The 26,000-nt window shown below is 64.4% G+C and carries 27 protein-coding genes and 2 tRNA genes; 19 read left to right on the forward strand and 10 right to left on the reverse strand.

Annotated features, from left to right (window positions below):
- The first annotated feature begins 101 nt into the window (after positions 1-101).
- The gene (gene msrB, locus BKY27_RS14465; protein WP_071675211.1) at positions 102-554 is read left to right on the forward strand and encodes a peptide-methionine (R)-S-oxide reductase MsrB; all 453 of its coding nucleotides are present in this window, start codon (positions 102-104) and stop codon (positions 552-554) included.
- On the opposite strand, the gene BKY27_RS14470 is transcribed toward msrB, so the two are convergent.
- The gene (locus BKY27_RS14470) at positions 527-1,360 is read right to left on the reverse strand and encodes a hypothetical protein (RefSeq protein WP_071675212.1); all 834 of its coding nucleotides are present in this window, start codon (positions 1,358-1,360) and stop codon (positions 527-529) included. The two genes, msrB and BKY27_RS14470, sit on opposite strands and share 28 nt — an antisense overlap.
- Before the next feature lie 129 nt (positions 1,361-1,489).
- Between BKY27_RS14470 and BKY27_RS14475 the strand changes: the two genes are divergently transcribed.
- Positions 1,490-1,954 (forward strand): MAPEG family protein, encoded by a 465-nt coding sequence (locus BKY27_RS14475; protein ID WP_071675213.1) that lies wholly within the window; start codon positions 1,490-1,492, stop codon positions 1,952-1,954.
- A gap of 107 nt (positions 1,955-2,061) precedes the next feature.
- On the opposite strand, the gene guaA is transcribed toward BKY27_RS14475, so the two are convergent.
- A complete protein-coding gene (guaA, locus tag BKY27_RS14480; protein ID WP_071675214.1) occupies positions 2,062-3,636 on the reverse strand; it encodes a glutamine-hydrolyzing GMP synthase in 1,575 nt (524 codons plus the stop codon).
- An 87-nt stretch (positions 3,637-3,723) separates the two neighbouring features.
- The gene (locus tag BKY27_RS14485; protein WP_084667984.1) at positions 3,724-4,263 is read right to left on the reverse strand and encodes an NUDIX hydrolase; all 540 of its coding nucleotides are present in this window, start codon (positions 4,261-4,263) and stop codon (positions 3,724-3,726) included.
- Between the two features lie 252 nt (positions 4,264-4,515).
- Between BKY27_RS14485 and BKY27_RS14490 the strand changes: the two genes are divergently transcribed.
- Positions 4,516-6,063, forward strand: a complete 1,548-nt coding sequence (locus tag BKY27_RS14490) for a trimethylamine methyltransferase family protein (protein ID WP_071675215.1) — start codon at positions 4,516-4,518, stop codon at positions 6,061-6,063.
- Between the two features lie 93 nt (positions 6,064-6,156).
- Here the strand turns inward: BKY27_RS14490 and BKY27_RS20155 are convergent, their stop codons facing one another.
- Positions 6,157-6,321 (reverse strand): hypothetical protein, encoded by a 165-nt coding sequence (locus BKY27_RS20155; RefSeq protein ID WP_158514986.1) that lies wholly within the window; start codon positions 6,319-6,321, stop codon positions 6,157-6,159.
- Positions 6,322-6,543: 222 nt separating this feature from the next.
- Here BKY27_RS20155 and BKY27_RS14495 point away from each other — a divergent pair, with 222 nt between their 5' ends.
- Positions 6,544-7,686 carry a DUF6456 domain-containing protein gene (locus BKY27_RS14495; protein WP_146636259.1) on the forward strand — a complete coding sequence of 381 codons (1,143 nt, stop codon included), beginning with the start codon at positions 6,544-6,546 and terminating at the stop codon, positions 7,684-7,686.
- A 107-nt stretch (positions 7,687-7,793) separates the two neighbouring features.
- Here BKY27_RS14495 and BKY27_RS14500 read toward each other — a convergent pair whose 3' ends face one another.
- Positions 7,794-9,017, reverse strand: a complete 1,224-nt coding sequence (locus BKY27_RS14500; RefSeq protein ID WP_071675257.1) for an MFS transporter — start codon at positions 9,015-9,017, stop codon at positions 7,794-7,796.
- Between the two features lie 115 nt (positions 9,018-9,132).
- On the opposite strand from BKY27_RS14500, the gene BKY27_RS14505 reads away from it, so the two are divergent.
- The gene (locus BKY27_RS14505; protein ID WP_071675216.1) at positions 9,133-9,762 is read left to right on the forward strand and encodes a DNA-3-methyladenine glycosylase family protein; all 630 of its coding nucleotides are present in this window, start codon (positions 9,133-9,135) and stop codon (positions 9,760-9,762) included.
- A complete protein-coding gene (locus tag BKY27_RS14510; protein ID WP_071675217.1) occupies positions 9,759-10,430 on the forward strand; it encodes an alpha/beta hydrolase in 672 nt (223 codons plus the stop codon). The genes BKY27_RS14505 and BKY27_RS14510 overlap by 4 nt, the downstream gene beginning before the upstream one ends.
- A 32-nt stretch (positions 10,431-10,462) precedes the next feature.
- Here BKY27_RS14510 and BKY27_RS14515 read toward each other — a convergent pair whose 3' ends face one another.
- Complete coding sequence (locus BKY27_RS14515) at positions 10,463-10,888, reverse strand: VOC family protein (RefSeq protein WP_071675218.1); 426 nt, start codon at positions 10,886-10,888, stop codon at positions 10,463-10,465.
- A 238-nt stretch (positions 10,889-11,126) separates the two neighbouring features.
- On the opposite strand from BKY27_RS14515, the gene BKY27_RS14520 reads away from it, so the two are divergent.
- On the forward strand, positions 11,127-11,723 hold the full coding sequence (locus tag BKY27_RS14520) for an HNH endonuclease (RefSeq protein WP_071675219.1): 597 nt from the start codon (positions 11,127-11,129) through the stop codon (positions 11,721-11,723).
- A gap of 148 nt (positions 11,724-11,871) precedes the next feature.
- Positions 11,872-12,819, forward strand: a complete 948-nt coding sequence (gene speB, locus BKY27_RS14525) for an agmatinase (protein ID WP_071675220.1) — start codon at positions 11,872-11,874, stop codon at positions 12,817-12,819.
- A 38-nt stretch (positions 12,820-12,857) separates the two neighbouring features.
- Here speB and mazG read toward each other — a convergent pair whose 3' ends face one another.
- Together mazG and BKY27_RS14535 are read right to left on the reverse strand one after the other, a co-directional pair.
- Positions 12,858-13,667 carry a nucleoside triphosphate pyrophosphohydrolase gene (gene mazG / locus BKY27_RS14530; protein ID WP_071675221.1) on the reverse strand — a complete coding sequence of 270 codons (810 nt, stop codon included), beginning with the start codon at positions 13,665-13,667 and terminating at the stop codon, positions 12,858-12,860.
- Positions 13,668-13,758: 91 nt separating this feature from the next.
- The gene (locus tag BKY27_RS14535; protein ID WP_071675222.1) at positions 13,759-14,397 is read right to left on the reverse strand and encodes an outer membrane protein; all 639 of its coding nucleotides are present in this window, start codon (positions 14,395-14,397) and stop codon (positions 13,759-13,761) included.
- 189 nt (positions 14,398-14,586) lie between these two features.
- Between BKY27_RS14535 and BKY27_RS14540 the strand changes: the two genes are divergently transcribed.
- Together BKY27_RS14540 and BKY27_RS14545 are read left to right on the forward strand one after the other, a co-directional pair.
- Entirely contained in the window at positions 14,587-15,753 is a 1,167-nt protein-coding gene (locus tag BKY27_RS14540; protein WP_071675223.1) for a M20 aminoacylase family protein, read from the forward strand.
- A gap of 55 nt (positions 15,754-15,808) precedes the next feature.
- Positions 15,809-15,884 (forward strand) — tRNA-Val (locus BKY27_RS14545).
- Positions 15,885-16,045: 161 nt separating this feature from the next.
- Here the strand turns inward: BKY27_RS14545 and BKY27_RS14550 are convergent.
- Positions 16,046-16,121: transfer RNA gene (locus BKY27_RS14550), tRNA-Thr, on the reverse strand.
- A 120-nt stretch (positions 16,122-16,241) separates the two neighbouring features.
- On the opposite strand from BKY27_RS14550, the gene BKY27_RS14555 reads away from it, so the two are divergent.
- The 7 genes from BKY27_RS14555 (at position 16,242) to tsf (ending at position 23,445) form a co-directional block, all read left to right on the forward strand.
- Positions 16,242-16,997 (forward strand): 5-oxoprolinase subunit B family protein, encoded by a 756-nt coding sequence (locus BKY27_RS14555; RefSeq protein ID WP_071675224.1) that lies wholly within the window; start codon positions 16,242-16,244, stop codon positions 16,995-16,997.
- Positions 16,994-18,016, forward strand: a complete 1,023-nt coding sequence (locus BKY27_RS14560; RefSeq protein WP_071675225.1) for a 5-oxoprolinase subunit C family protein — start codon at positions 16,994-16,996, stop codon at positions 18,014-18,016. The genes BKY27_RS14555 and BKY27_RS14560 overlap by 4 nt, the downstream gene beginning before the upstream one ends.
- Before the next feature lie 3 nt (positions 18,017-18,019).
- Complete coding sequence (locus BKY27_RS14565; RefSeq protein ID WP_071675226.1) at positions 18,020-18,784, forward strand: LamB/YcsF family protein; 765 nt, start codon at positions 18,020-18,022, stop codon at positions 18,782-18,784.
- A gap of 103 nt (positions 18,785-18,887) precedes the next feature.
- On the forward strand, positions 18,888-20,264 hold the full coding sequence (locus BKY27_RS14570; RefSeq protein WP_071675227.1) for a bifunctional enoyl-CoA hydratase/phosphate acetyltransferase: 1,377 nt from the start codon (positions 18,888-18,890) through the stop codon (positions 20,262-20,264).
- Entirely contained in the window at positions 20,261-21,415 is a 1,155-nt protein-coding gene (locus BKY27_RS14575) for an acetate/propionate family kinase (RefSeq protein ID WP_071675258.1), read from the forward strand. The genes BKY27_RS14570 and BKY27_RS14575 overlap by 4 nt, the downstream gene beginning before the upstream one ends.
- A gap of 287 nt (positions 21,416-21,702) precedes the next feature.
- Complete coding sequence (rpsB, locus tag BKY27_RS14580; RefSeq protein WP_071675228.1) at positions 21,703-22,491, forward strand: 30S ribosomal protein S2; 789 nt, start codon at positions 21,703-21,705, stop codon at positions 22,489-22,491.
- A gap of 78 nt (positions 22,492-22,569) precedes the next feature.
- Positions 22,570-23,445, forward strand: a complete 876-nt coding sequence (tsf, locus tag BKY27_RS14585; protein WP_071675229.1) for a translation elongation factor Ts — start codon at positions 22,570-22,572, stop codon at positions 23,443-23,445.
- Between the two features lie 367 nt (positions 23,446-23,812).
- On the opposite strand, the gene BKY27_RS14590 is transcribed toward tsf, so the two are convergent.
- Positions 23,813-24,610, reverse strand: a complete 798-nt coding sequence (locus BKY27_RS14590; protein ID WP_233491850.1) for a helix-turn-helix transcriptional regulator — start codon at positions 24,608-24,610, stop codon at positions 23,813-23,815.
- A gap of 352 nt (positions 24,611-24,962) precedes the next feature.
- On the opposite strand from BKY27_RS14590, the gene BKY27_RS14595 reads away from it, so the two are divergent.
- Positions 24,963-25,166 carry a hypothetical protein gene (locus BKY27_RS14595; protein ID WP_071675230.1) on the forward strand — a complete coding sequence of 68 codons (204 nt, stop codon included), beginning with the start codon at positions 24,963-24,965 and terminating at the stop codon, positions 25,164-25,166.
- Positions 25,163-25,960 carry a hypothetical protein gene (locus tag BKY27_RS14600; protein ID WP_071675231.1) on the forward strand — a complete coding sequence of 266 codons (798 nt, stop codon included), beginning with the start codon at positions 25,163-25,165 and terminating at the stop codon, positions 25,958-25,960. The genes BKY27_RS14595 and BKY27_RS14600 overlap by 4 nt, the downstream gene beginning before the upstream one ends.
- Positions 25,961-26,000 lie beyond the last annotated feature (40 nt).

Genomic DNA, 26,000 nt, shown 5'->3' on the forward strand with positions numbered 1-26,000 from the left:
GAACCACCAGCCCATGCACCCGAAAGCGCCGAAAGACTGGCCAAACCCCGTGGGCCGCCCCACATTAAGGGCAGCACAGGACAATCAAGGACAGCAGCGCCATGACCTACCAAAAAACCCCCGAGGCCCTGTCGCGCCTCAGCCCCGAACAACACCGCGTCACGCAGGAAAACGGAACCGAGCGGCCCTTTAGCGGCGTGTATGACAGCCATTTCGAGGCCGGGATCTACGTCGACATCGTGTCTGGCGAGCCGCTTTTCGCGTCCAGCCAAAAGTTTCAGTCCGGCTGTGGCTGGCCGTCCTTTGCCAAACCGCTGGAGACCGCCAACGTGGTGGAACGGCGCGACGACAGCCTCGGCATGGTCCGCACCGAAGTGCGCTCGACCCATGGCGACAGCCATCTGGGCCACGTCTTTCCCGACGGGCCGCTGGATATGGGCGGGTTGAGATACTGCATCAACTCTGCCGCGTTGCGCTTTGTTCCGAAAGCGGAAATGGAGGCCGAGGGTTATGGCGCCTATCTGGATCAGGTGGAGGAGGCGGCGGGCCAGTAGCGCCGCGTCTCTGGCACCAGCTTGGCGCAGTCTTCGTAAACCGCGCTGTAGCGGTCGCGCATTTCACGCTCAAGCCTCGGGCAATCGACCTGCGGACCCATGGTCTGGTTGATGCGGGTCGCCGCCAGATCGGGCCGGGGCGGCACGCCCAGGAACTCTGACAGGGCGGAGATGGACGGTGCGGTAAAGAGCGCCTCAAAGACACCGATATAAAGCTGCTCGGGGCCGAACACAGCGCGCAGATTGCGCAGGGTTGGGCCGTAGGTCGAGCGCAGCCGGGCGTGATCGGATCGGGAATAGGCGGCCAAGGCCGCGCAGAACCCGGTCACGCCGGGCGGAATACCTTCGCGGTGATTGCCCCGCGCGAGGTTGAAGCGCACCGCGCTCTTGTCCCGCTCCACCGGGTCGCGGATCAGGAAGATCGCCTTGCAGGTCAGCCCCGTGGCTTCGATCCCGGCCTTGATCTGCGCCAGCCGCGCCCGGCCAAGCCCGGCATAGGCCGGGGTGATATCGGCGGTCAGGGTTGCACCGTCGCGGCACAGCGCCCTGAAATAGCCGAAATAAGCCCCGTCTTCGGTCTGCATCCGGCGGCGCAGCGCTTGCAGGCAATCGCGATTGTGCCCGTCCGGGTTTGGCGCCGCCCGCTGGCCGCGCATCAGGGGCAGGTCGAGAGCATCCCAGACGTGGTATTCCTTGGTCATCCCGCCGTCGAAGCCGGGAGACCGGGACAGGTAGTGGTGCAGCCAGGATGTGCCGCATTTCTGCGCGCCGACGCCCAGTAGAAAGGTTCCAGAGGTGTTTTTCATTGCCCTGCGCTCATGTCCTGTCCCCAGCCTTCCATGCCCGCGCCGCGGCTGTCGATGCCCCGTGGAGACGCCCCGTTGAAATTTTTGGCAGCGCGCCTAGGCTGAACGACACGGAGTGGGAGAAAGATCATGGGCGCATTCACCTTGGAGAACCCTGTGGCCGTCACTTACATCGTCGCCGCTGCGCTGATGGTGCTCAAGGTGATGGGGCAGGGATGGATGACGGTCTATCGGCTGACGACGGCCGGCGCGGGCCTAGCCAGCCCCGAGGATCTACGCCCGGGGCCGCTGAACAGGGCGCCGCACCCGTCGCAACTGGCGGCCAACGACTATGTAGACCGCGCCCGCCGGATGCATCGCAACGATCTGGAAAACATCCCGGCCTTCTGGATGGCGGGGGCGCTGTTTGTGGCGGTCGCGCCGCCGCTGTGGCTGGCGCAGGTCATGTTATATGGGTTTGTCGCCGCCCGGCTGGCCCATGCGCTGGCCTATGCCACCAAGCAGAGCCATGAGTTGCGCGCGACGTTCTACACGATAGGCTCGCTCATCGTGATCGCGATGGCGGTCTATGTGTTGGCGATCGTGATCGGGTAAGGGGGCGTTGCCCCCGCCGCCTTGCGGCGTCTTCCCCCCGGGTATTTCGACAAAGAAGAAGGGGGCAGCGGCGCGTTAGCCTTAATGGAGTGTGACGAGGAGCGTGGTTACTCCCATTCGATCGTCCCCGGCGGTTTCGAGGTCACGTCATAGGTGACGCGGTTGATGCCCTTGACCTCGTTGATGATCCGGGTGGCGGTTTCGCCAAGGAAATCATGGCTGAACGGATAGTAATCCGCGGTCATGCCGTCAACGCTGGTCACCGCGCGCAAGGCGCAGGCATAATCATAGGTGCGCCCGTCACCCATCACGCCGACGGTTCGGACGGGCAGGATGGCGACGAAGGCCTGCCAGATCTCGTCATACAGCCCGTGCTTGCGGATCTGGTCGATATAGACCGCATCGGCCTTGCGCAGGATGTCGAGCTTTTCGCGCGTGATCTCGCCGGGGCAGCGGATGGCAAGGCCCGGTCCGGGGAACGGGTGGCGGCCGATGAAGCTGGCGGGCAGGCCCAGTTCGTGGCCAAGCGCGCGCACCTCGTCCTTGAACAGTTCGCGCAGCGGTTCGACCAGCTTCAGGCCCATCTTCTCGGGCAGGCCGCCGACGTTGTGGTGGCTCTTGATCGTGACGGACGGCCCGCCGGAGAAGCTGACCGATTCAATGACATCGGGGTAGAGCGTGCCCTGAGCGAGGAATTCCGCCCCCTCGATGTCATTGGCATGTTTCTGGAACACGTCGATGAAGAGCCGCCCGATGATCTTGCGCTTGGTTTCGGGGTCGGACTGGCCGTCCAGTTCCCCAAGGAAGAGCTCTGACTCGTCGGCATGAATGAGCGGGATGTTGTAGTGATCGCGGAACATCGAGACCACTTCGTCGGCCTCGTTCTGCCGCAGCAGGCCGTGGTCGACGAAGACGCAGGTCAATTGATCGCCTATGGCCTCGTGGATCAGCACCGCCGCGACAGAGGAATCCACCCCGCCCGACAGCCCGCAGATAACGCGCTTGTCGCCCACCTGTTCGCGGATCTTGCGGATCGCTTCTTCACGGTAGGCGCCCATGGTCCAGTCACCGGCAAAGCCCGCGTCGCGCACGAAGTTCTCGTAGAGCGTCTTGCCGTTCGGGGTATGGTGCACCTCGGGGTGGAACTGCACGGCGTAGAACCGGCGGGTGAGGTCGGCGGTGATGGCGAAGGGGGCACCCGGCGAGGTGCCGAGCACTTCGAACCCGGGGGCGATTTCGCTGACATGGTCGCCGTGGCTCATCCACACCTGTTCGCGGCCCGAGCCATCCATGAACCAGCCATTCAGGAAATCGGGGCGGGTGCCCTCGGACGGTGTGACGTAAGCGCGGCCGAATTCGGCGGTCGCGTGTTCGCCTGCTTCCACCTTGCCGCCCAGGTCATGCATCATCACCTGCTGGCCGTAGCAGATGCCAAGGATCGGCACGCCGAGCGCGTAGACCGATTGCGGGGGGCGCGGGCTGCCCTCGCGCATCACGCTGTCGGGTCCGCCCGAGAAGATCACCGCCTTGGGCGCGAAGTCGCGCAGGAAGGCATCGGTGACGTTCTGGTAGGGGTGGATTTCGCAATAGACGTTCAGCTCGCGCAGGCGGCGCGCAATCAGCTGCGTCACCTGGCTGCCGAAGTCGATGATCAGAAGGCGGTCATGAGAGGTGCTGGTCATGCGCCAGCCAATAGGCGGGGGCGACGATTTGTGCAAGCGCGATTGCGTGCCCACCAGCCGGGAAAGGGGGCGACTGCAGCACCGTGCCTAGCGGGGCAGCAGATCGAGCAGCCCATCGGGGAAAATCCGCACCCGTCCGGCACGGGCCTTGGCCAGTGGAATCCATTTCGCCGTGAACTCTCCGCCGTCGCTTTGGGTCAGGGCAAGCTGGTCAGCCTCGTAGATCGTGGGGTTGGCGAAGCGGGCGCGGTACACGAAAACCACCTCGTGCCCGGCGGCGCCTTCGTGGGTGAAGAGGTTTTCCAGAACGCCGAGCGGGGTGATCTCGCCAATCTCCTGCCCGGTGGTTTCGCGGACCTCTCGGGCAAGGGCGTCGGCGGCGCGTTCGCCAAAGGCGATGGCCCCGCCAAGCGGACGCCAGCCGGTGACCTGCCCCGCATCGGAATGGACCGGACCGCAGAGGATCTGATCGGCACGGGTAAAGACACCGATGCTGATCGCACGCAGCCGGTCCTCGGGCCGCCACGGGCGTGGCGCTTCGGCCACCGGGGGGCGTGGGCCGAAGTCCTGGGTGTGAGTGTGGCCGCAGCCGCAGGCCGGATCGGGACAGGCGTGATCGTGGGGCATCGCGGTCTCCTTTTGGGTCGTGGTGCTACCTGCCCGCCGTCGTCGGAACAAGGCCCGCAGGGTTCCCCCGTTCTAGGTCGGTGGCCGTCGGTGGGTTTCAAACGCCGTAAAACGGCCTCGCGGGGCGTGGCAAGGGCCAGTCTTGGCGCTTCATGTCGCTTTTTCCCCGCAATCGCCGCAAATCGGCGGCGGCAGGCGCGCGTGGCTTTGTATCACGTCAGCCAATATCCCCCCTGCGAGAGGACAAGAGCGATGAGTGATGCAGCAACGGCCCGGCGGCGGGCACGCGGTGGTGGCGGGGCGGCCCGGCGCGCCGAGCGCACCGCCGTCCGCATCGAAACCGCCAAATACATCGAGCGCAACATCCCCAATTTCGAGGTGTTGTCCGAAGAGGCGCTGGAGATCATCGAAACCAACGCGGAAACCGTGCTGGAAGAAATCGGCGTCAATTTCGTCGAGAATCCGGCCGCGCTGGAACGCTGGCGGCAGGCAGGGGCGACGGTGGTTGGCGAGCGTGTTCACATTCCGCGCGGTCTGGCCCGCAAGCTGTGTTCGACCGCCCCGTCACGCTTTACCCAGCACGCCCGCAACCCCGAAAAATCCGTGGAAATCGGGGGCCGCAACCTGGTGCTGGCGCCCGTCTATGGCCCGCCCTTCGTGCTCGACCTCAACGGGGTGCGCCGCTACGCCACCATGGAGGATTTCAATAGTTTCGTGAAACTGGGCTACATGTCCAAGTGGCTGCACCATTCGGGCGGCACCGTGTGCGAGCCGACCGATGTTCCGGTCAGCAAGCGCCACCTCGACATGCTTTATTCGCATATGTCGCTGTCGGACAAACCCTTCATGGGGTCGGTGACGGAACCGTCGCGCGCGCTCGATTCGATCAACATGGCCAAGGTGCTGTTCGGCGATGATTTCGTCGAAAACAACACCGTCATGACCTCGCTGATCAACATCAACTCGCCGCTCACCTTCGACTCGATCATGATGGGCGCGCTGGAGCATTTCGCCGAGCACAATCAGGCCGCGATCATCTCGCCCTTTATCGTGGGCGGTGCGATGGCGCCGGTCTCGGTTGTCGGCACGCTGACGCAAGTGCTGGCCGAGGTGATGGCGGGCGTGGCCTATAGCCAGATGATCCGCCCCGGTGCGCCGGTCATCTTCGGGGCCTTCGTGACCTCGATCGACATGAACTCGGGCGCGCCGACCTTTGGCACGCCGGAAGCCGCGCAGATCACCGCCGGGGCCGGGCAACTGGCCCGGCGCATGGGGCTGCCCTACCGGTCGGCCGGGTCATTCAACGGCTCGAAGCTGCCCGACGCGCAAGCGGCCTACGAGACCGCGAACTCGCTCAACTCGGGGCTGCTGTCGGGCGTGAATTTCATGCTGCATTCCTGCGGCTGGCTAGAGGGCGGCCTGGTGGCGTCCTTCGAGAAATTCGTGATGGATGCCGACCAGCTTGGGATTCTGCACAAATTCGCCCAAGGCGTGCCCTATGACGAGAACGCGCAGGCGATGGACGCAATCCGCGAGGTCGGCCCGGGCGGCCACTACCTGGGCTGTGCCCACACCCAGGCCAATTTCAAATCCGGGTTCTGGCGGACCGACCTGCTGGATTACAAACCCTACGAAACATGGGCCGATGAAGGCAGCCGCGACACGCGCCAGCTGGCCAACATGCGGGTGCAGAAACTGCTGAACGATTACCAGCAGCCGCCCCTCGACCCCGCGATCGACGAGGCGCTGAAAGAGTACGTGGCCAAGCGCAAGGAAGAGCTGCCCGACAGCTTTACCTGAGCCGGGTCACGCCGCCCCGGCGGCGGCGGACACCGCAAGCACGGCGATCAACAGATCGAGATGACGGCGAGGCGAGTAATCCGCTTCGCCGTTTTAGCGTTTGCGGTTCATGTCCCATTCCTCGGACAACAGCCGCGACAGCGCCGTCCGGGTCGGCCGCCGCCCGGCGCGGGCAAGGGCATCGGCCCCGATCCGGGCGGCCTCGACCAACAGGCGCGGGCGGCTGAGAACGGGCAGGGCAGGGGGGTGACAAGTCATGGCAAGCCTCCGGGTAGTGGGATCAATCTGGGTGAGTCGCCCTTCATTCTGCCCCGCCGAACGGCCCTGTTGCGCCCTGCCGGACCGCGCCGTTCGGTGTTCCGCATTTGTTTACACTTTGGAAACAATTTAGCTCGTTTTCCACAGATATTAACGAAACAGTAATCAATCCCACCAAAGGCTTACGGGGCTTATCCACAGCGGACGGCGCCCGGAGGGCCGATGATGACAGGGGATGTCAGGAACACGACCGAGGCGGGGCTTTACCCCGCATGGCTGCCCGAAGGGGCAAGAAATTACCTCGATCACGTCGGTCGCGGGGCATCGCTGCGCGACATTGCCCGCGACAGCCGGTGCCATCCGTCCACGATCACCCGCCGCGTGCGCGCCATCGAGGCGCGCCGCGATGACCCGCTGGTCGACGAGGCGCTGTCGGCGCTGCAAGCGGCCTGCGTTTCCAAATCAGCAACAATACCCCCGTGCGAGGAGCATAATCTGATGACAGCCCCCCTGCGTCCGCCCTTGGTGTCCGACGAGACCACGCTCAACCGAGAGGCCCGCCGCATTCTGCGCCGCTTGTGCGAAAAGGGCGCGGCGCTGGTGTTGGCGCAGGATATGGACAAGGCCATCGTGCTGCGCACAGGATCGGACGGCAGCCAGACCCGCACCGCGGTGCTGGATCGCAAGGTCGCGCACGCCTTTGCGCTCAAGGACTGGATTCAGACGGCACAGCAGGGGCGCGTCAGCCTTTACACCATCACCGAGGCCGGAAAGTCCGCGCTCAAGCGGTTGATCGAGGAAGACCGCAAGCGCCGCCGCGCCCCGATGGAGATGGCCGAGGCCGCGACGCCCTTCCTCGCGCAGCATCAGATCTGGGGGGAAAAACCGGTCGAGCAGGACGACGGCTCGATCCGTAAAATGCGGGTCAACTTGTCGGAATCGCCGCTGACATCGTTGGCCCGGCGCAAGGGGGCGGACGGCAAACCCTTCCTGACGCTCGATTTGGTGCAGGCCGGCGAAAAGCTGCGCGAGGATTTCGAGCGGGCGCAAATGGGGCCGCGTGTAGCCCAGAATTGGGAAAAGTTCCTGACCGGCGGGAACCGGGGCGCAGGCTTTTCCGATGGTGGTATGGCCGAGGGGCCGCGCGCGGCGCGCGACCGGGTCTCTCGCGCGCTGGACGATCTGGGGCCGGGGCTGGCCGATGTGGTGCTGCGGGTGTGCTGTTTTCTGGAAGGGCTGGAGTCAGCGGAAAAACGGCTGGGATGGTCGGCGCGCTCGGGCAAGATCGTGCTCAAGATCGGATTGCAACGGTTACTGAAACATTACGCGGAAACGCAGGGTTTCGTTCCGGCCCGGATAGATTGATGCTAGTCTAGAAACAATGCTGCGGATTATGGGGCCCTCTCCCGTCCCCGCCGCAGTCCAACCGCCTGGTCGGGATCGCTCCTGCCCGGGCGGTTTCTATCTCGGGATCACTCTTCGGCAGGCCGCAGGGCCAGCCAGATCAGGGCCCCGCCCGCCAGCGCAAGGAAGGGGATCATTGCCATGTTGACGGCGGCCCAACCGGCGGTGACCGACCCGCCCGAGCAGTTCATCAGCCCGCCCGAAGCCAGCGACGCGACCGTCACGCAGCCAAAGACCAGCGCGTCGTTCAGCCCCTGCACCCGGCCGCGTTCGGCAAGAGAGTGGGCGCTTTGCAGCATCGCCGTGGCACCGATAAAGCCAAAGTTCCAGCCGAGCCCCAGCAGGATGAGGGCGATGAAGAAGTTTTGCAGATCAACACCCATCAACGCGACAATGCCAGCCCCCGCCAGGATGAACAGGCCGAGCGCCACGATCCGCGTGGTGCCGAACCGCGCGATCAGGTGGCCCGTAAAGAAGGACGGAATGAACATCGCCAGAACGTGGGCCGAAACGATGTCGGCGGCGGTGTCCTGCTCGTACCCGCAGCCGACCACGGCCAGCGGCGTCGAGGTCATCACAAGGTTCATCAGCGCGTAAGAGACCATGGCGCAGATGATCGCCACGACGATCTTGGGGTCTTTCAGCAACTCGCCCCGGCTGCGCCCCTCGGGCAAGGTGCCATGGGCCACGCGTTCGGGCCGGGGAATGTCGAGAAACAGGAACAGCGCGGCACCCAGCACGTTGATCGCCACAACCGTCGCATAAAGCCCGACGAAGGGCACCACTGTCAGGTCATTGGTCAGCTTGACCAGTTGCGGACCGATCAGGGCCGAGGCCAGACCGCCCGCCATGACGTAGGAAATCGCCTTGGGCCGGAACGATTCGGACGCCGTATCGGCGGCTGCGAACCGGTAGAACCCCTGCGCCGACATGTAGATGCCGGTCAGATACGACCCCACGAGGAAGATCAGAAACGAATCGACCCACAGCCCGTAGGCCGCCGTTGCCGCCCCAAGCGACCCGCCAAGCGTTCCGGCAAAGAACCCCACCCGGCGACCATAGCGCTGCATCACCGTCGATAGCCACGGGGCGGTGGTCATCGAGCCGAAAACGATCAGTGAAATCGGCAGAGTCGCAAGGCAGGCATTGGGCGCAAGCATCTGTCCCGCCAGACCGCCAACGACGAAAATCATCGGCATCTGGCTGCCCAGAATGGCCTGCGCGGCCACCAGCACCATCACGTTGCGCCATGCGCTCGGGCTCTCAGCGGGATCTTGAACAGTGTCAACCATGGCGAAATCGCTAAACCTGTTCAGCAGAAAAGGGAAGGGGGTATGCCCCATCTCGGGGCGCGGTCCGTGCGCGCTGGCGCTTGGCAAAGGAAACCGGCTCTGCGAGGGTCGCGCCATGGTGGGGCGGATCATCGAAACAACCGAGTGCGTGGCCGAAGGCGCGGCATGGCTGGCCAAGGCCGAGCCGCGCTTTGCCCATGTGATGACGCAGACCGGTCCCTTGCCGCTGCGCCGCCGCGGCGACGGGTTCGAACAGGTGCTGAGCGCGATCGTCAGCCAGCAGGTTTCGGTCGCTGCCGCCGATGCGATCTGGCGGCGCCTCAAGCAGGCACGGTTGACCGGCCCGCGCAAGATCATGTGGGCCAGCGACGACGACCTGCACGCCTGCGGCCTCAGCCGCCAGAAGATCCGCTATGCCCGCGCGCTGTCCGAGGCGCGGATCGACTTTCCGGCGCTGCGCACGGTTCCGAATGAAGAGGTCATCGCCACGCTGACGCAGGTGCCCGGAATCGGGCGCTGGACGGCCGAAATCTATGCCATGTTCTCGCTTGGACGGGCCGATGTCTTTGCGCCGGCGGATCTGGCCTTGCAGGAATCGGCGCGCCTGCTGTTCGACCTGCCCGATCGCCCCACGGAACGGGCGCTGCGCCAGATGTCCGAGCCGTGGTCCCCGTGGCGCGCGGTTGCCGCGCGGGCGCTTTGGGCCTACTACCACCTGGCGAAAAACAGGGAAGGCATCCGATGACACGCACGCTCGACTACGCACAGCGCCCCGCCGCCTCGGGCCGCGCCGACAGCCTCGTGATTTTCCTCCACGGCTATGGCGCCGATGGCAACGACCTGTTGGGGCTGGCCGATCCACTGTCGGATCATCTGCCCGACACCGCTTTCGTCGCGCCGGACGCGCCTGAACGCTGCGGCGTCAACCCGATGGGCTACCAGTGGTTCCCGATCCCGTGGATCGACGGATCGTCCGAAGAGGTGGCGGCACAGGGCATGGCGCGCGCGGTGGATGATCTGAATGCGTTTCTCGATCAGGTGATGGACGAGCAGGGCGTGCCCGCCGACCGCACGGTGCTGGTGGGCTTTTCCCAAGGCACGATGATGGCCCTGCATGTCGCCCCGCGCCGCGCGCAGCCCTTTGCCGGGGTTGTCGGGTTCTCGGGCCGTCTGCTGGAGCCGGAACTGCTGACGGATGAAATCGTCTCGCGCGCGCCGGTGCTGCTGATCCATGGCGATCAGGATGACGTGGTGCCGCCCGAAAGCCTGCCGCAAGCCGCGGAAGCGCTGCAAGAGGCCGGGGTTGACGTTTATGCCCATATCATGCGCGGCACCGGCCATGGCATCGCGCCCGACGGGCTGAGCGTGGCGCTGGCCTTCATCCGCCAGTGTCTGGGTCTGGAAGAGGGCTGAGCAGTCGGGGAAAATCGGTCTCGTCGCGGCCCTCACCCCTCCCACAAGCGCCGTTCGGCCATTTCCAGCGAGTTGCCGGACGGATCGCGGAAATAGATTGACCGCGCGCCATTGGGCCAGCGGAAATCCGATTCCACAGGATGCCCGGCCTCGGCCAGCCGCGCGACCCATGCGGTCATCTCGTCATCCGTTGCGGCTAAACACAGATGCCCCGGCCCCTCTGCACCGTGGGGCGGGACGGGAAACATCGCCTCGGGGGAAATCTGCACCGAGGCGCGCGGATCGAAGACCAGCAGGATGGTGGCGCCGACCCGGAAGAAGACGTGCCGCCCCGGTTTGCGGATCACCACGTCAAAGCCCAACACCCCGGCATAGAAGGCTTCGGCCGCGGCAAGGTCTTGGCAATACAGGGTGGCTTCGAGAACGGCGGCGGGGGGCGGGGGGCTGTCGTCTGTCATGGGGCCAGTCTAGCGGCAGGCGTCCGACCTGTCAGGGGGGGCGCAGCAAGGTGATGGCGTGTCGGCCAAATCCCGATGTCACACCGCCGTTACGGACTCGGATTATTCAAATCGCGAGTAGCTCTAAATGTGGAGCTTGTCAGGCGAATTTTGCCAGATATAGTATATTCATGGCAGGAGCGGGGGCTCCCGCTCTGATGCCAGAGATCGGGCAGGCAGGGCGGTGAAGGAGTCACCCATGGACGGCGGTAGCGACGGCAGTTTCAGAACCCATTTCGTGCGTGAACCGGGCGCGCTCAAGCAGCATCCGGCATTGGTGTTGAACGCGGATTACCGCCCCTTGTCCTATTATCCCCTGTCCCTCTGGCCGTGGCAGGATGCGATCAAGGCGGTGTTCCTTGACCGGGTCGATATCGTGGCCGAGTACGACGACTACGTCCATTCGCCCACGATGCGCATCCGCATTCCGTCAGTCGTGGTGCTCAAGGATTATGTCAAACCGCAAAAACGTGTGGCCTTTACCCGGTTCAACCTGTTCCTGCGCGACGAATTTTCCTGCCAGTATTGCGGTGACCGGGGTGATCTGACCTTCGACCATGTGGTGCCGCGCGCCAGCGGCGGGATCACCTCTTGGGAAAACGTGGTGGCGGCCTGCTCGCGCTGCAATCTCAGGAAAGGGTCCAAGAGCTTGCGCCGCTCGGGTCTGACCCTGCGCAAACCGCCGCGCCAGCCGGGCGCGGAGGAGCTGCGCAACATGGGCCGGAAATTCCCGCCGGGGCACCTGCATGATAGCTGGCTCGATTTCCTGTACTGGGACGCCGAACTGGAAGCCTGAGCACGGGGCGGGGGATACCCCGGAAAAGCCCGATGCTCGCATGGCGAGATCAAGCGCCGTCAAGGCGCCGCGCCCCGGTCAGCCGCGCTTGAACCCCGGTCGTGCTTGCGGCACTCTGCCCGAACATCACATGGCAGGGAGCTTTCATATGGCCGATCCGTTCTTCACCCCGATTTCCGGTTTCGACCTTCCGCGCTTTGCCGGTGTGCCCAGTTTCATGCGGCTGCCGCAAGTGGGGCTGGATCACCCGCGGATCGACGAGGTCGAGATCGGCCTGATCGGTGTGCCATGGGATGCGGGCACGACCAACCGTCCCGGCCCCCGGCATGGACCACGCCAGATCCGCGATATGTCGACGATGATCCGCGCCCAGAACGACGCCACCGGAATCCGCCCGTTCGAAGCACGCAATTGCGCCGACCTGGGCGATGTGGGGCCGAACCCCGCCGATCTGGATGACAGCCTTGCGCGGATCACGGCCTTTTTTCACCTGGTGAAAGCCAAGGGCATCAAGCCGCTGACCGCCGGGGGCGACCACCTGTCATCGCTGCCGATCCTGCGGGCGATGGCCAAGGACGGGCCGCTTGGCATGGTGCATTTCGACAGCCACACCGACTTGTTCCACAGCTATTTCGGCGGGCGCCTCTATACCCACGGCACGCCCTTCCGCCGGGCAATCGAAGAGGGGCTGCTGGACCCGAAACGCGTGGTCCAGATCGGCATTCGCGGCACAATGTATGACAGCGAAGACCGGGATTTCGCCGACAGCGTCGGCATCCGGGTGATCCCGATCGGCGAATTTCACGACCGTGGCGTCAAGGATGTCATGGCCGAGGCGCGTGACATCGTCGGTGAGGGCGAAACCTATGTGAGCTATGATATCGACTTCGTTGACCCCGCCTTTGCCCCCGGCACGGGCACCCCGGAAGTGGGCGGCCCGAACAGTTGGCAAGCGTTGCAGGTGGTGCGGGAACTGGCTGGTGTGACCATCGTCGGCGCGGATATGGTGGAGGTATCCCCGCCCTTCGATCCGTCGGGCGGAACCGCCTATCTCGGCGCGTCTATCCTGTTCGAATTGCTCTGCGTGATGGTCTGAGGCGATCGTGGCGGCAACGCACTGGCCGGGCGCCGCCCTCAAAGCCCCTTGGTCTTGGCCTCGTTCCATAGGGCGTCCATTTCCACCAAGTCGCTGTCTTCTGGTGTTTTTTCTCTCTTTTCAAGGGCTTGTTCTATGTAGTGAAAGCGGCGGGTGAACTTGGAATTCGCTTTTCTAAGGGCGGTTTCCGCGTCGACCTTCAAGTGACGCGCAAGATTGGCCATGACGAAGAGAAGATCGCCCATCTCTTCCTCGATCTTCTCTTGCGGCAGGGAGTCGCGCGCCTCGGCCAGTTCTGTGGCCTCTTCGGCGATCTTGTCGATGACCTCGCCGATATTGGGCCAGTCGAACCCGACCCGCGCGGCCCGCTTTTGCAATTTCTGCCCGCGCATCAGGGCCGGCAGGTTCAGCGCCACGTCGTCCAACACGCCGCCCCGTTTCCTGGCCGCCCGCTCGGTCGCCTTGATCGTTTCCCAATCCTGCGTCTGCTGGTCGGCCGACTTGTCGCGACTCTCGTCTCCGAACACGTGGGGATGGCGGCCCACCATCTTGTCCGACATCGTGTCGGCCACCTGCTGAAATGTGAAAAATCCCTTCTCTTCCGCCATTTGCGCGTGAAAGACGGATTGGAACAATAGGTCGCCCAGTTCTCCCTTCAACTCGTCCCAGGCTTCGCGTTCAATGGCGTCGCCAACCTCGTAGGCTTCTTCGATCGTGTAGGGCGCGATGGTTGCGAAATCCTGCTCTACATCCCACGGGCACCCGGTCTGGGGGTCGCGCAGGCGGCGCATGATTTCCAGAAGGCGGGGCATTCCACCTTGGGGGTCGTGAATCAGGTCATCTGTCATGGCCCGAGCCTAGGCCCGAAGCATGGCCAAGCACCACCGCAAAAAGGCCCACCCCTGGGGCGGGCCTTTCCTTGCGGTGTCGGGGTCGGCGTCAGAACCGGAACCCGGCCCGCAGGCTGACCGTATCGACATTGCTGTCGATCGAGAACGTATTGAGATCATTGTCCCCTTCGAGGAACCGGCGGGTATAGTCGAGGCCCAGGAAGACGTTGTCCGTCACCATGTAATCGACGCCGATCCCAAGGCTGGGGCCGGTCAGGCTGGCGCCATCGGCGCCGCCATTGATGCTCATATCGGCCCAGCTATAGCCCGCGGCACCGTAGATCAGCGACCGCCCGACCGCATACCCGACCCGGCCGCGCAGATCGACGGCCGTGTCGATGGTGTCATCGTTGCCGACACCGGGCACGACGTAGGTGTCGTTGAAGCTGTGAAGGCCAAGTTCGCCACCATAGACGAGGGCCCCGTTCTGGTAGTTGTAGCCGAGAATACCGCCAATCGCGGTGCCGTCGTTCAGATCGTTGCCGGGGCTTGGCGGGGTTGTGCTCATATCCCCGCCGGTCATTCCGAAGGTCAGCCCGGCATAGGGGCCGCTCCAGTCGGTTATCTGCATGGTCGGAACGACAGCCGGTTGCACCGCCGGCATTCGCGGCGCGGGGGTCATGCCGTCGGCCAAGAGCGGACTCGCCGACGCTATCAGGGCAGCGGTTGCGAGAAGATGAGGTTTCATCGCGTCAGTCCTTTCTTGCGTGCCATTTGGGTCGCGCCCCGCAAGCGGGCACTGGTCCAGCGGGGCTGCCCAAGACATGGGGGCGCATGGCTGACGTGTCGACCGGGGGGCGGTCACATGCGCGGGATCTTGCTTTTGGGCGGGTCTACAGGTCATCTGGCGGCAAGCGTCATCACAGGAAATTGCCCCATGCCCGTTCTCAATCGTATCGCCGGTTTCGCCGAGGAAATGGCCCAATGGCGCCAGCATCTCCATCGTCATCCGGAATTGGGGTTCGATTGCCAGCAGACAGCGGCATTCGTGGTCGATCGGCTGAAAGCGTTCGGGATCACGCAAATTCACGAAGGGCTGGCAACCTCGGGGGTGGTGGCGATCGTCGAGGGGCAGGGTGCGGGGCCGACCATCGGCTTGCGCGCCGATATGGACGCGCTGCCCATCGAAGAGGCCACCGGGTCGCCCTATGCGTCGACCGTCCCCGGCCGGATGCATGCCTGCGGGCATGACGGCCATACCTCGATGCTGCTGGGGGCGGCCAAATACCTTGCCGAGACCCGGAATTTCCGGGGCCGGGTGGCGCTGATCTTTCAGCCCGCGGAAGAGGATGGCGGCGGCGCGGGAGTGATGTGCGAAGAAGGGATCATGGAGCGGTTTGACATCTCCGAGGTCTACGCGCTGCACACCTCGCCCGGTTTGGACCTTGGCCAATTCAGCACAACGTCGGGGGCGATCATGGCGGCGGTCGATTCCTTTGATGTCCACATCAAGGGGCAGGGGGGCCACGGTGCCTTTCCGCATGACTGCCGCGATCCGGTTATCGCCGCGGTTGGCATCGCACAGGCCTTGCAGAGCATCGTGTCGCGCAATCACTACGCTTTGCAGGATCTCGTGGTGTCGGTCACCATGATCCACACCGGAACCGCCGAGAACATTATCCCCGACACCGCCTATCTGGGGGGGACGGTGCGCACCTTCGACGCGGACGTGCGCGATATGGTCGAGCGCCGCATGGGCGAGATCGTGGCAGGGCAGGGCGCGAGCTATGGCGTCGATGCCCGTCTGGACTATCGCCGGTATTACCCGGCCACCGTGAACGATGCAGACAAGGCCGCCTTCGCGGTCGAGGTCGCAAGCGAGATCTCGGGCAGCGCCCGCGTCTTTCCGGACGGCGGGCGCGAAATGGGCGCGGAAGATTTCTCGTATATGCTGGAACGGCGCCCCGGAGCCTACCTTTTTCTCGGGCAGGGCAAGGGCCCCGGTCTGCACAATCCCGGCTTCGAGTTCAACGATGCCGCCGCCCCCATCGGGGCCAGCTTTTTCGCCCGACTGGTCGAACGCGCGAACCCAATCGACCCATAGACGTCACTTGGGGCTTGCACAGGGGATATGGGTCAGTCTATCAGACGCGCCGGACGGGTCGTTAGCTCAGTTGGTAGAGCGCTTCGTTTACACCGAAGATGTCGGGAGTTCGAGCCTCTCACGACCCACCAATTCCCGATGCCGAAGTCCAGGGCTGTGCGGTGCCTTTCCGGCAAAGCCGATGCGCGGCAGGCGAAGATGGGCATGGCAAGGCCACTGGCCTGTCGAAACACCCCCTTGTGCCCCCATGCCCATTTGAAAAACAGGTTCATAGACGCCATTGGGGTGAAAATGGTGCCGGTCGAGGGACTCGAACCCCCGACCCCCTGATTACAAATCAGACGCTCTACCAGCTGAGCTAGACCGGCCTCGGGCCACTCGATATGAAATTGCGCGGGCCGACACAAGGGGCATTGGACCGCCGACGGGTTGCACCTTGGCGTACATCGCACCACCATGACGAACAAGGATTGGGAAGGGCAGGCAGGATGAGCGGCACAGATCCCGGCGCGGGGTTTCCCCGGCTGCACCATATTGGCGAAGACGGGATGCTGGTCGAGTTCGGCGACCGGCTGACGATGGCCGTTAACGGTGCGGCCATTGCCTTTCGGGCGGCGGTCGAGGCGGCGGGGTGGCCGGGGGTGGCGGAAACGGCGACGTCGCTGAAATCGGTGTTTCTACGCTTTGACCCCTTGGATTTGCCCCATGAAACGCTGCGCGCGCATCTGGTTGACCTGCTGGCCACCTGCGATTGGTATGGCGTCGGGCTGCCCCGAGGGCGGCGGCTGTGGACGGTGCCGACGGCGTTCGGCGGCGACGAGGGCCCGAAGCTCGAGGAGGTCGCGGCCCTAGCCGGGATGTCCCGGGCCGAGGTGATCGACGCGCTCTGCGCCCGGCCGGTGCGGGTGCTGACGCTGGGGTTTCTGCCGGGTATGCCCTATCTCGGTCAACTCGGGGCAGCGTTCGATTTTCCACGGCAAACCGAGCTTACCCCGAATGTCCCGGCGGGGGGGCTGGCCGTGGCGATCCGGCAACTGGTGTTGTTTCCGGGCCAGACCCAGACCGGCTGGCGGTGGATCGGGCGGGCGGCGCTGGACGTCTTCGGGCTGACCGCCGATCATCCGTTCCCGCTGAGCGCGGGCGACGAGGTGCGGTTTCGCCCCGTCGGGGCCTCGGAATTCGCCGAACTGCAAGACGCCTGCCGCGCCGGGCGGATGGTGGCCACCGAACAGGCGCTGTCATGAGCGCGGCGGTGCACATTCTGGGTGCAGGTCCGGGGCTGAGCCTGCAGGATACGGGGCGGCAAGGCTTTCTTGCCAAGGGATTGTCGCGCGGCGGGGCGGTCGATGGGCTGGCGTTGGCCGAAGGGGCGGTCCTGGTGGGCGCGCGCGATCCGCTGGCCATCGAGATGGCAGGGGCAGGGGGCCGGTTCCGTGCCGAGGGCGCCGACCTGCTGATCGCGCTCACCGGCGCCCCGATGAGCGCCGAGATCGACGGCACCCGCGTGGCGTGGTCGGCCAGCCACCTGCTGCCGCAGGGGGCCGAGCTCAAGATCGGCGGGGTCACGCGCGGCAGCTACGGATACCTCAGCGTCGCGGGCCTGACGGCCCCAAAGGTGCTTGGCGCGCGGTCGGCCCATCTGGCGGCGGGCATCGGGCACCGTTTGCAGGCTGGCGACAGGCTGACGGCCCAACCGGCCCCGCACAAGGGGGGCATGATGCTGCCGCAAGACGACCGGTTTTCCGGCGGCACCGTGCGCCTGCTGCCCTCGGTCCAGACCGACCAGTTCGACAAAGAGACCCTGCGGCGGCTGGAGGAGACCGCCTTTCTCAAGGATGCCCGCGCCAGCCGCATGGGCGCGCGGATGGCCCATGACGGCCCCGGCTTTTCGTCCTCGGAACATCTGGCGATCCTGTCGGAAATCATCGTGCCCGGCGATGTGCAGGTGGTGGGTGACGGTGCGCCCTATGTGTTGTTGAACGAATGTCAGACCACCGGCGGCTATCCCCGGATCGGCACCGTGATTTCCGCCGACCTGGCCAAGGTGGCGCAGGCCGCGCCGGGCATGCCGATCCGGTTTCGCTTCGTCACGCTGGACCAAGCGCTCGCCGCCCGCGACGCGGCCCTGCGTCAAATCGAGTCCCTGCCCGACAAAGTCACCGCCCGCCTGCGCCATCCCGGTGACATCCCCGATCTTCTGTCCTACCAATTGGTCAGCGGGGCAGTCTCGGCCCATCACGATCATGACCAAGAGGAGAGCTGAGCCATGCCCCATCGCGTCGATCTCAACGCCGATATGGGCGAAAGCTTCGGTCCCTGGCCGATGGGCAATGACAGCGCCCTGCTGGAGGTCGTGACCTCGGCCAACGTCGCCTGTGGCTTTCACGCGGGCGACCCCACGGTCATGGCCCGCACCATCGCGGTGGCCCACGGGAACGGTGTCGGCATCGGCGCGCATCCCGGCTTTCCCGACCTTCAGGGGTTCGGGCGGCGGCGCATGCAGATGGGGCGCGAGGATCTGCAAAACGCGATCCGCTACCAGTTTGGCGCAATCCGCGGCATGGCCGCCGCCGCCGGGGCCGACGTGCGCCATTTCAAGCTGCATGGCGCGCTGTCGAACATGTGCGCGCAAGATGAGGCGATGGCCCGCGCCTGCTACGAGGCGGCGCTCTCGGTCGATCCCGACGTGATCATCTTCGTCCTCGCCTCGACCGCGCAAGAGGCCGCGGTGACGGCGCTCGGCGCGCGCCATGCCGGTGAAATATTCGCCGACCGCGCCTATAATGACGACGCGACCCTTGTGGACCGTGGCCTGCCCGGCGCCGTCATCCACGACCCCGACCGCGCCGCGGCGCGGATGGTCGAGATGGTGCGGGCAGGGGCCATCATCGCCGAGTCCGGGCGCGAAATTTCCGCCCGCATCGACACGATCTGCCTGCATGGCGACAATGACACCGCCCTACAGATCGCCCGCGCCGTGCGGGCCGCGCTGGACGGCGCCGGCATTTCTCTGGCGCCGGTCGGTTCATGATCCATCCTGTCATATCCCCGATTCATTCCTGCCGCAGAGTGGCGCTGCGCCCCTGCTGCGGGACTCCCCTTCCCCTTGGCGCATCGTCCCGGAGGTCAGCCCCATGACCACGCTCTCCAACACCCCTTACGAGTCGCTACGGGTGGGCATGGAGGCTGCCTCCACTCGCCTGTGCACCGCCGATGACCTGATCGTGTTCGCCCATGCCAGCGGCAACCATAACCCCATGCACCTCCCGCATGAGGACGGCAACGGCGACGGAATGGATGAGGCGGTTGCGCCCTCGATGTGGGTGGCTGCGCTGATTTCCTCGGTTCTGGGCAACCAGTTGCCGGGGCCGGGCACGCTCTATACCGGGCAGACCCTGCGCTTCGTGGGCCGCGCCCATGCGGGGGATACCCTCGTCGCCAAGGTGCGGGTGGCCGACATGCGGCCCGGCAACGTGGTGTGTTTCGACACGTGGGTCGAGCATGAGGATGGCGCGCGGGTGGTCGAGGGCCGAGCCGAGGTGATCGCCCCGGACCGCGCGCTCAGCTTTGACGATCTCGACATGCCGGGGCTGACGGTCCAGAGCCATGCCCATTTCGACCGTCTGCTTGAAATGGCCGCGCCCCTGCCGGCGCTGCCGACGGCGGTGGTCGCCCCGGAACGCCCCGACGCGCTGAACGGCGCGCTGCTGGCCCGTGCCCATACCCTGATCGACCCGATCCTCGTGGGCAGCGCCAGGAAAATCGCCGCCGCCGCCGAAGAGCTTGGCGCCGATCTGTCGGGCATCGAGATCATCGACATCCCCGACAACCGCGCCGCCGCGCTTAAATCGGTCGCCCTGATCCACGAGGGCCGCGCCAAGGCGCTGATGAAGGGGCATCTGCACACCGATCAACTGCTGCACGCCATTCTGAAAAAGGAGGGTGGGCTGCGCACCAATCGTCGTCTCAGCCATGTCTTCGTGATGGATGTGCCGGGGTTGAACCATCTGCTCTTCGTGACCGATGCGGCGATCAACATCTCGCCCGACCTCGATTGCAAGGTCTCGATCTGCCAGAACGCCATCGACCTTGCGCTTGCGCTCGGGGTGGAACAGCCCAAGGTCGGCGTGCTGTCGGCGGTCGAAACCGTGACCCCGTCGATCCCGTCGACGCTCGATGCCGCGATCCTGTCGAAGATGGCCGACCGCGGCCAGATCACCGGCGGGCTGGTCGATGGGCCGCTGGCCATGGACAATGCGATCGACCTCGAAGCCGCTCGCACCAAGGGCATCAAGGGGCTGGTCGCGGGGCGGGCCGACATTTTGCTCGCCCCGAACCTGGAAGCGGGCAACATGATCGCCAAGGAGCTGTCCTTCCTGGCCCATGCCGAAGCGGCGGGCGTGGTGATGGGCGCACAGGTGCCGGTGATCCTGAACAGCCGCGCCGATGACGACAAGGCCCGGCTCGCCTCATGCGCGGTCGCCGCCCTGCAAGCGGCGGCCAAACCATGAGCAGCGTGATCCTCACCCTCAACGCAGGCTCTTCCTCGATCAAGTTCGCGCTCTATGCCACCGGGCCCGATCCGGTGCTGGAAGCCTCGGGCATGGTCGATGCGCTCGGGCAGGACGCGACCCTGATCCTGCGGCCCGAAGGGGCGGAGAAATCGGTAACGGCGCTCGGCCCAACCGATCACGGCACCGGGGTGACCGCAATCCTCGTGGCGCTCGGGCGACAGTTGCAGGGCCGCCGTGTCGCCGGGGTCGGCCACCGCATCGTCCATGGCGGCCCGGTGATCGACGGCCCCCGCATTCTGGACGCCGGCCTGCTGGAAGAGCTTGCCCGCCTCAAACCGCTGGCGCCGCTGCACCAGCCCCATAACCTTGCCGCCGTCCACGCCGCCCGCGCCGCCTTTCCCGGCGCGGTGCAGGTCGGCGCCTTCGACACCGCCTTTCACCGCGGCCACCCGGAGGTGCATGACATTTTCGCCCTGCCGCGCCGCTACTACGACCAAGGCGTGCGCCGATACGGATTTCACGGGCTGAGCTATGACTACATCTCGGGGCTGATGGCGCGCGATTGTCCCGATCTCGCGCGCGGCAAGGTCATCGTCGCCCATCTGGGCAACGGCGCCTCGCTCGCCGGAATCGAGAACGGCCGCTCGATGTCGTCTACCATGGGCTTCTCGGCCCTCGAAGGGCTTTGCATGGGCACCCGTCCCGGCCAGATCGACCCCGGCGTGCTGCTCTACCTGATGGCGGAAGAGGGGATGGGCTACGAGGAACTCACCCATCTGCTCTACAAGGACAGCGGCCTTCTGGGGCTGTCCGGCCTCAGCCATGACATGCGCACGCTTCTGGACTCCGATGAGCCCCAGGCCGAAGAGGCCGTGCACTACTACTGCGCGCGCCTGTCCCGAGAAATCGGCGCGATGGCCGCCACCCTTGGCGGACTCGATGCCCTCGTCTTTACCGGTGGCGTCGGAGAAAACGCCGCCCCGATCCGCGCCCGGGCGCTCGATGGCCTGTCTTTCCTCGGTCTCGATCTTGACCCGACCGCAAACCTCGCCAATGCCCGTGCCATCCACACCGGCCCGGTGCCGATCCTTGTCCTGCCCACCGACGAAGAGCAGGTGATCGCGCGGGCTACGGCAAATCTGCTCTGATCCCTTCTTCTTGGTAAAAATACTCCCGGGGTCTGGGGCTGGCCCCAGGCGGTTCGGCGAGGCCCCCTTTACGGGGGCCGAGGCGGGCCGCTCCCGGCGCGACGGCCAAAAGCCGGCGCAAACCACAAAAACAGGGCAGGGGGGTTGCCAATCCCGCCGCCATCGCCTAATGGCTCGCTCACTTCACAGGCGGAGGCGGGCCTTCGGGAGAGACATCCCCGTTCGGTCCACCGGTTGGGCACATGCCCTGAACCTCCGTCCAGGCGCAAACCGGAAAGGAAATGGACATGGCGCTTCCCGATTTTTCCATGCGTCAGCTGCTTGAAGCTGGCGTTCACTTTGGCCACCAGACGCAACGCTGGAACCCCCGCATGGGCGAGTTCATCTATGGCGAGCGCAATGGCATTCACATTCTCGACCTGACCCAGACCGTTCCGATGCTGGACGCGGCTCTGAACGTCGTGCGCGAGACCGTCGCCAAGGGCGGCAGCATCCTCTTCGTCGGGACCAAGCGTCAGGCCCAGAAGCCCGTCGCCGAAGCCGCAGAGCGCTGCGCACAATACTACATGAACCACCGCTGGCTGGGTGGCACGCTGACCAACTGGAAAACCGTTTCCAACTCGATCAGCCGTCTCAAGCAGATCGACGAGGCGATGGAAGGCGGGCTGGAAGGCCTGACCAAGAAAGAGCGCCTTGGCATGGAACGTGACCAGACCAAGCTTCAGGCGTCGCTTGGCGGCATCCGCGAAATGGGTGGCTTGCCTGACCTGATCTTCGTCATCGACGTCAAGAAAGAGGATCTGGCGATCCTCGAAGCCAAGAAACTGGGCATCCCGGTCGTGGCCGTGGTCGATACCAACTGCTCGCCCGATGGCGTGGACTACATCATCCCCGGCAACGACGACGCCGCGCGCGCCATCTCGCTGTATTGCGACCTGGTCTCGCGCGCAGCGCTTGACGGCATGACCGCGCAGATGGAAACCGCCGGCGTTGACCTTGGCGCGCTGGAAGAGGGCAATGTCGAAGAAGCCCTGACCGCAGACGCCGCGCCCGCCGAGGACTCTGCCGAAGCCTGATCTCCGGGCGTCACGCATCTGATACATGGACCGGCTAAGGGCCGGTCCAGACCTTTTACAAGTTCAAGGAGCAGACCCATGGCAATCACTGCTGCAATGGTCAAAGAGCTGCGCGAATCCACCGGCGCAGGCATGATGGACGCGAAAAAAGCCCTCGTCGAAACCGATGGCGACATGGATGCCGCCGTTGATTGGCTTCGCACCAAGGGCTTGGCGAAAGCCGCCAAGAAATCCGGTCGTGTGGCCGCCGAAGGTCTCGTGGCCGTGGCGGTGGATGGCGGTGTGGGCGTCGCTGTCGAAGTGAACTCGGAAACCGATTTCGTCGGCAAGAACGCTGAATTCCAGAAAATGGTGGGCGACATCGCCGGTGCCGCGCTTGGCGCCGCCGACGTCGCGGCGCTGGCCGCAGCCGACCTGGGCGGCAAGACCGTCGCAGACACGCTGACCGACAAGATCGCCACCATCGGAGAGAACATGACGCTGCGCCGGATGGCCCGCATCGAAGGTGACAACGTTGTGACCTATGTCCACAACGCCGCCGCTGACGGCATGGGCAAGATTGGTGTTCTGGTCGCCATGACCGGCGGCGACGAGGCGCTCGGCAAGCAGATCGCGATGCACATCGCCGCCGTGAATCCCGCGGCCCTGGACGAGGCCGACATGGATGCCGCCGTCGTCGAGAAAGAGCGCCAGATCCAGATCGAGATTGCCCGCGAATCCGGCAAGCCCGAGCAAGTGATCGAAAAGATGATCGAAGGCCGCATGAAGAAATTCGTGGCCGAATCGACCCTTCTCAACCAAGCCTTCGTGGTGAACCCCGACGTGACCGTCGGTGCCGCCGCGAAAGAGGCCGATGCGACCGTGACCGGTTTTATTCGCCTCGAAGTGGGCGAAGGCATCGAGAAGAAAGAAGAAGACTTCGCAGCCGAGGTTGCGAAGGCCGCGCAGGGCTGATCCGTCAGCACCTGGACGCAAGGGGGTAGGGGCTTTGGGAGGAGCCTCTACCCTTTTTCGTTTCCGCCTCAGCGATTTTGCCGGTCGGGACCGAGCGTTCAAGACAAAAAAAATGACGTCGCCGGGGACAAATCGACGACGCCACTTCTTTCTTGAACCCGCGCAGCCAGTTTGGGGACGGCTACACGCGCGAGAAACCCGTCACCGCCCTAAATAAAGGACGGCGGCAAGGTCAGAAAGCAGGCAGCCGAGCCTGTAATCTGCCCTGCTACCCAATTGCTCCTGACCGAGGGGAAAATCTCAGCCATCACTCACGGAACAGTGAAAGTGTGCCGCAAACCCGCCCGGTTGAAAAGTCGGGTTTCCCTTACCTTTGGAAAGCTTCTTCCAGGTAAGCACTCCAATCTTCGATGGTTTTGCCGGGGTCCACAACGAAGATCTGGTTAAGGACCGAGGCTTTCCGCACCGCCTGTGCCGTCGTCTCGACGCCAAGAGAGTCGCGGGCGCCGCGCAGATGCTTGTCGATGGTCGCCGGTGTGCGGTTCAGAAGATAGGCGATATCCTGGACCGATTTGCCATCGGCCACCAGTTCCAGAACCTCGGTCTGGCGGGGCGTCAACAGGCGTCTCTGGCCGGTGGCTGGCAATTGCATGATTGCCAAATGCGCGACATTGTTGATGATTTCAATTTGTTCGCCGTTCGCAGCCCAAATCTGGTCGACATCATCCTGCGACAACTCTGGCCGCGCGGCGAGGCCGATTCCGGCGGCGGACCGGCGGGCCGCCATCGGAAACGAGATCGTATAGCCCGCCACCAGCCCAAAACGCTGGTTCAGCGCCAACACCTCGCGCGCGCCATTGGAGGCACCGTTTCGCTGGATGTCTCTTGCGATATGACGCCAACTGATCGCCCCGGTGTTGCGCGCGGCCCAATTGATCATCGGGGCCGATTGGAACATGCCGCGGCCAACATAGGCCTCGACATAGTCGGGGTGATGATTGGTCAGCACCATGGCGTCTTCGGGGTCGCCGAGCCGATTGCGGCCCTGAAACCGGGTATAGGCATAAAGCATCCGGTCGAACCCGAAACCGGCCATGTGGCTGGTGTGGTATTGCCACAGCTCCTCGACCGAGCGCGCGGCCAGATAGGGGGCGAGGGACTTCACCGGCAGGCCCTCTGCCAAATGCCTGTCCGACCTGCACCACATCCTTGCTTTGAATGACAGACCGCCGCGTGTTTTATCACACGGCAGAAGACCCTGTTTACGCCCATGCACTTATCCCCAAACTGGCCAGCATTATAGCGACCAGAAATTGCGGCTGTCGACAAAAAGCTGCAATATCAACGTGGTGGGTGCTATTGGGCAACAAGGTGTCCAGGCGGATCGACAATGGTATTGGGCGAACCTCGCTTCGCAAGCCATTGGGAAATAGGGGCTATTCCTGATTTCAGGCGTTTTGTCGCCCTCATGATTATTTACATAATCATGATTATCGGCCAAACTGAAAGGAAACGTTATGTCTGGTCTTAAGACCTTCGTTTTGCAGGAACTTCTCAAACCGACGATTCGGCGGTTTGGTTCCTTTGCCGCCGGTTATCTTGTGTCGGTCGGCATGGATGACGGCCTCGCGTCTACTATCGAGGCGGCGACCATTGGTGCCGCTCTCTTCGCTGTCGATTTAGTGCTCTCGGCGCTGAATCGCCGGGGATCGTCCCAATGAGTTTGGCGGCGATCCTCGGTGGCGTGAAATTGGTCTCTGGCCTGTTCGGCGCGGCCAGCGCGAACAAGGCTCGCAAGCGGCAAGAATATCTCAACTCCCCTGCGGGCATTCGGGCGCAGTCCGAAGCCGCTGGGTTCAACCCGCTTGTTTTTGCGGGCCAAGCTGGGTCTTTCGGCGCTGGCAATATGGTGACGGGCGGGGAAATTCTCGCCCAAGCCGCCGCCGATTCGGTCGATACCTTTTCGACCGAACGTAATCGGTCGCGCGAATTGCAGATTGCCAACAGCCAGTTGCAAGTCGAGCGGGATCGCTTGAATGAGCAGGTGCGTCAAGCTACCCTTCAGCCGAATGTTCCGGGGATTTATGGCAATGCACGAACTTCTGGCGGTGATTCTGGGCTACCTGATAGGGTTGGCGGTCCTGATTTTGATGGGGACCCTCCTTCTCCATCTGGTCTGAACACCAACGAGGCGGCCTCTTTCAGCTTCGGCGGAATTGATTTTTCAGGTTCCGGCGCCTTTTCGACTGGTGGCACCGTCGAAGATGCGCTCGGCGACTCCGAGGTTGTTTCGACGTTCATGGCTCCGGTTCTTGCCGGGGACGCTATCGGTCATACACTTGACCTGAACCGGCGCAATCGCCGTGAAGACGCCTTTTTCCGCGATCTGTATTACAACGTTCATCCGGAACGGTTTCCGGATCGTCAGCAAGCTGAACGCGCGCTGACAATTTACGGACCGTATATGCGGTCGCGTGAGGCGGAACGCCAAACCAGAAATACACCATTCCACTGAGGGGCTTAGCCCCCCTACCCTTCTCAAAGGAGACTCTACT

This window comes from Nioella nitratireducens (genome assembly GCF_001879715.1).
Classification (GTDB): domain Bacteria; phylum Pseudomonadota; class Alphaproteobacteria; order Rhodobacterales; family Rhodobacteraceae; genus Nioella; species Nioella nitratireducens.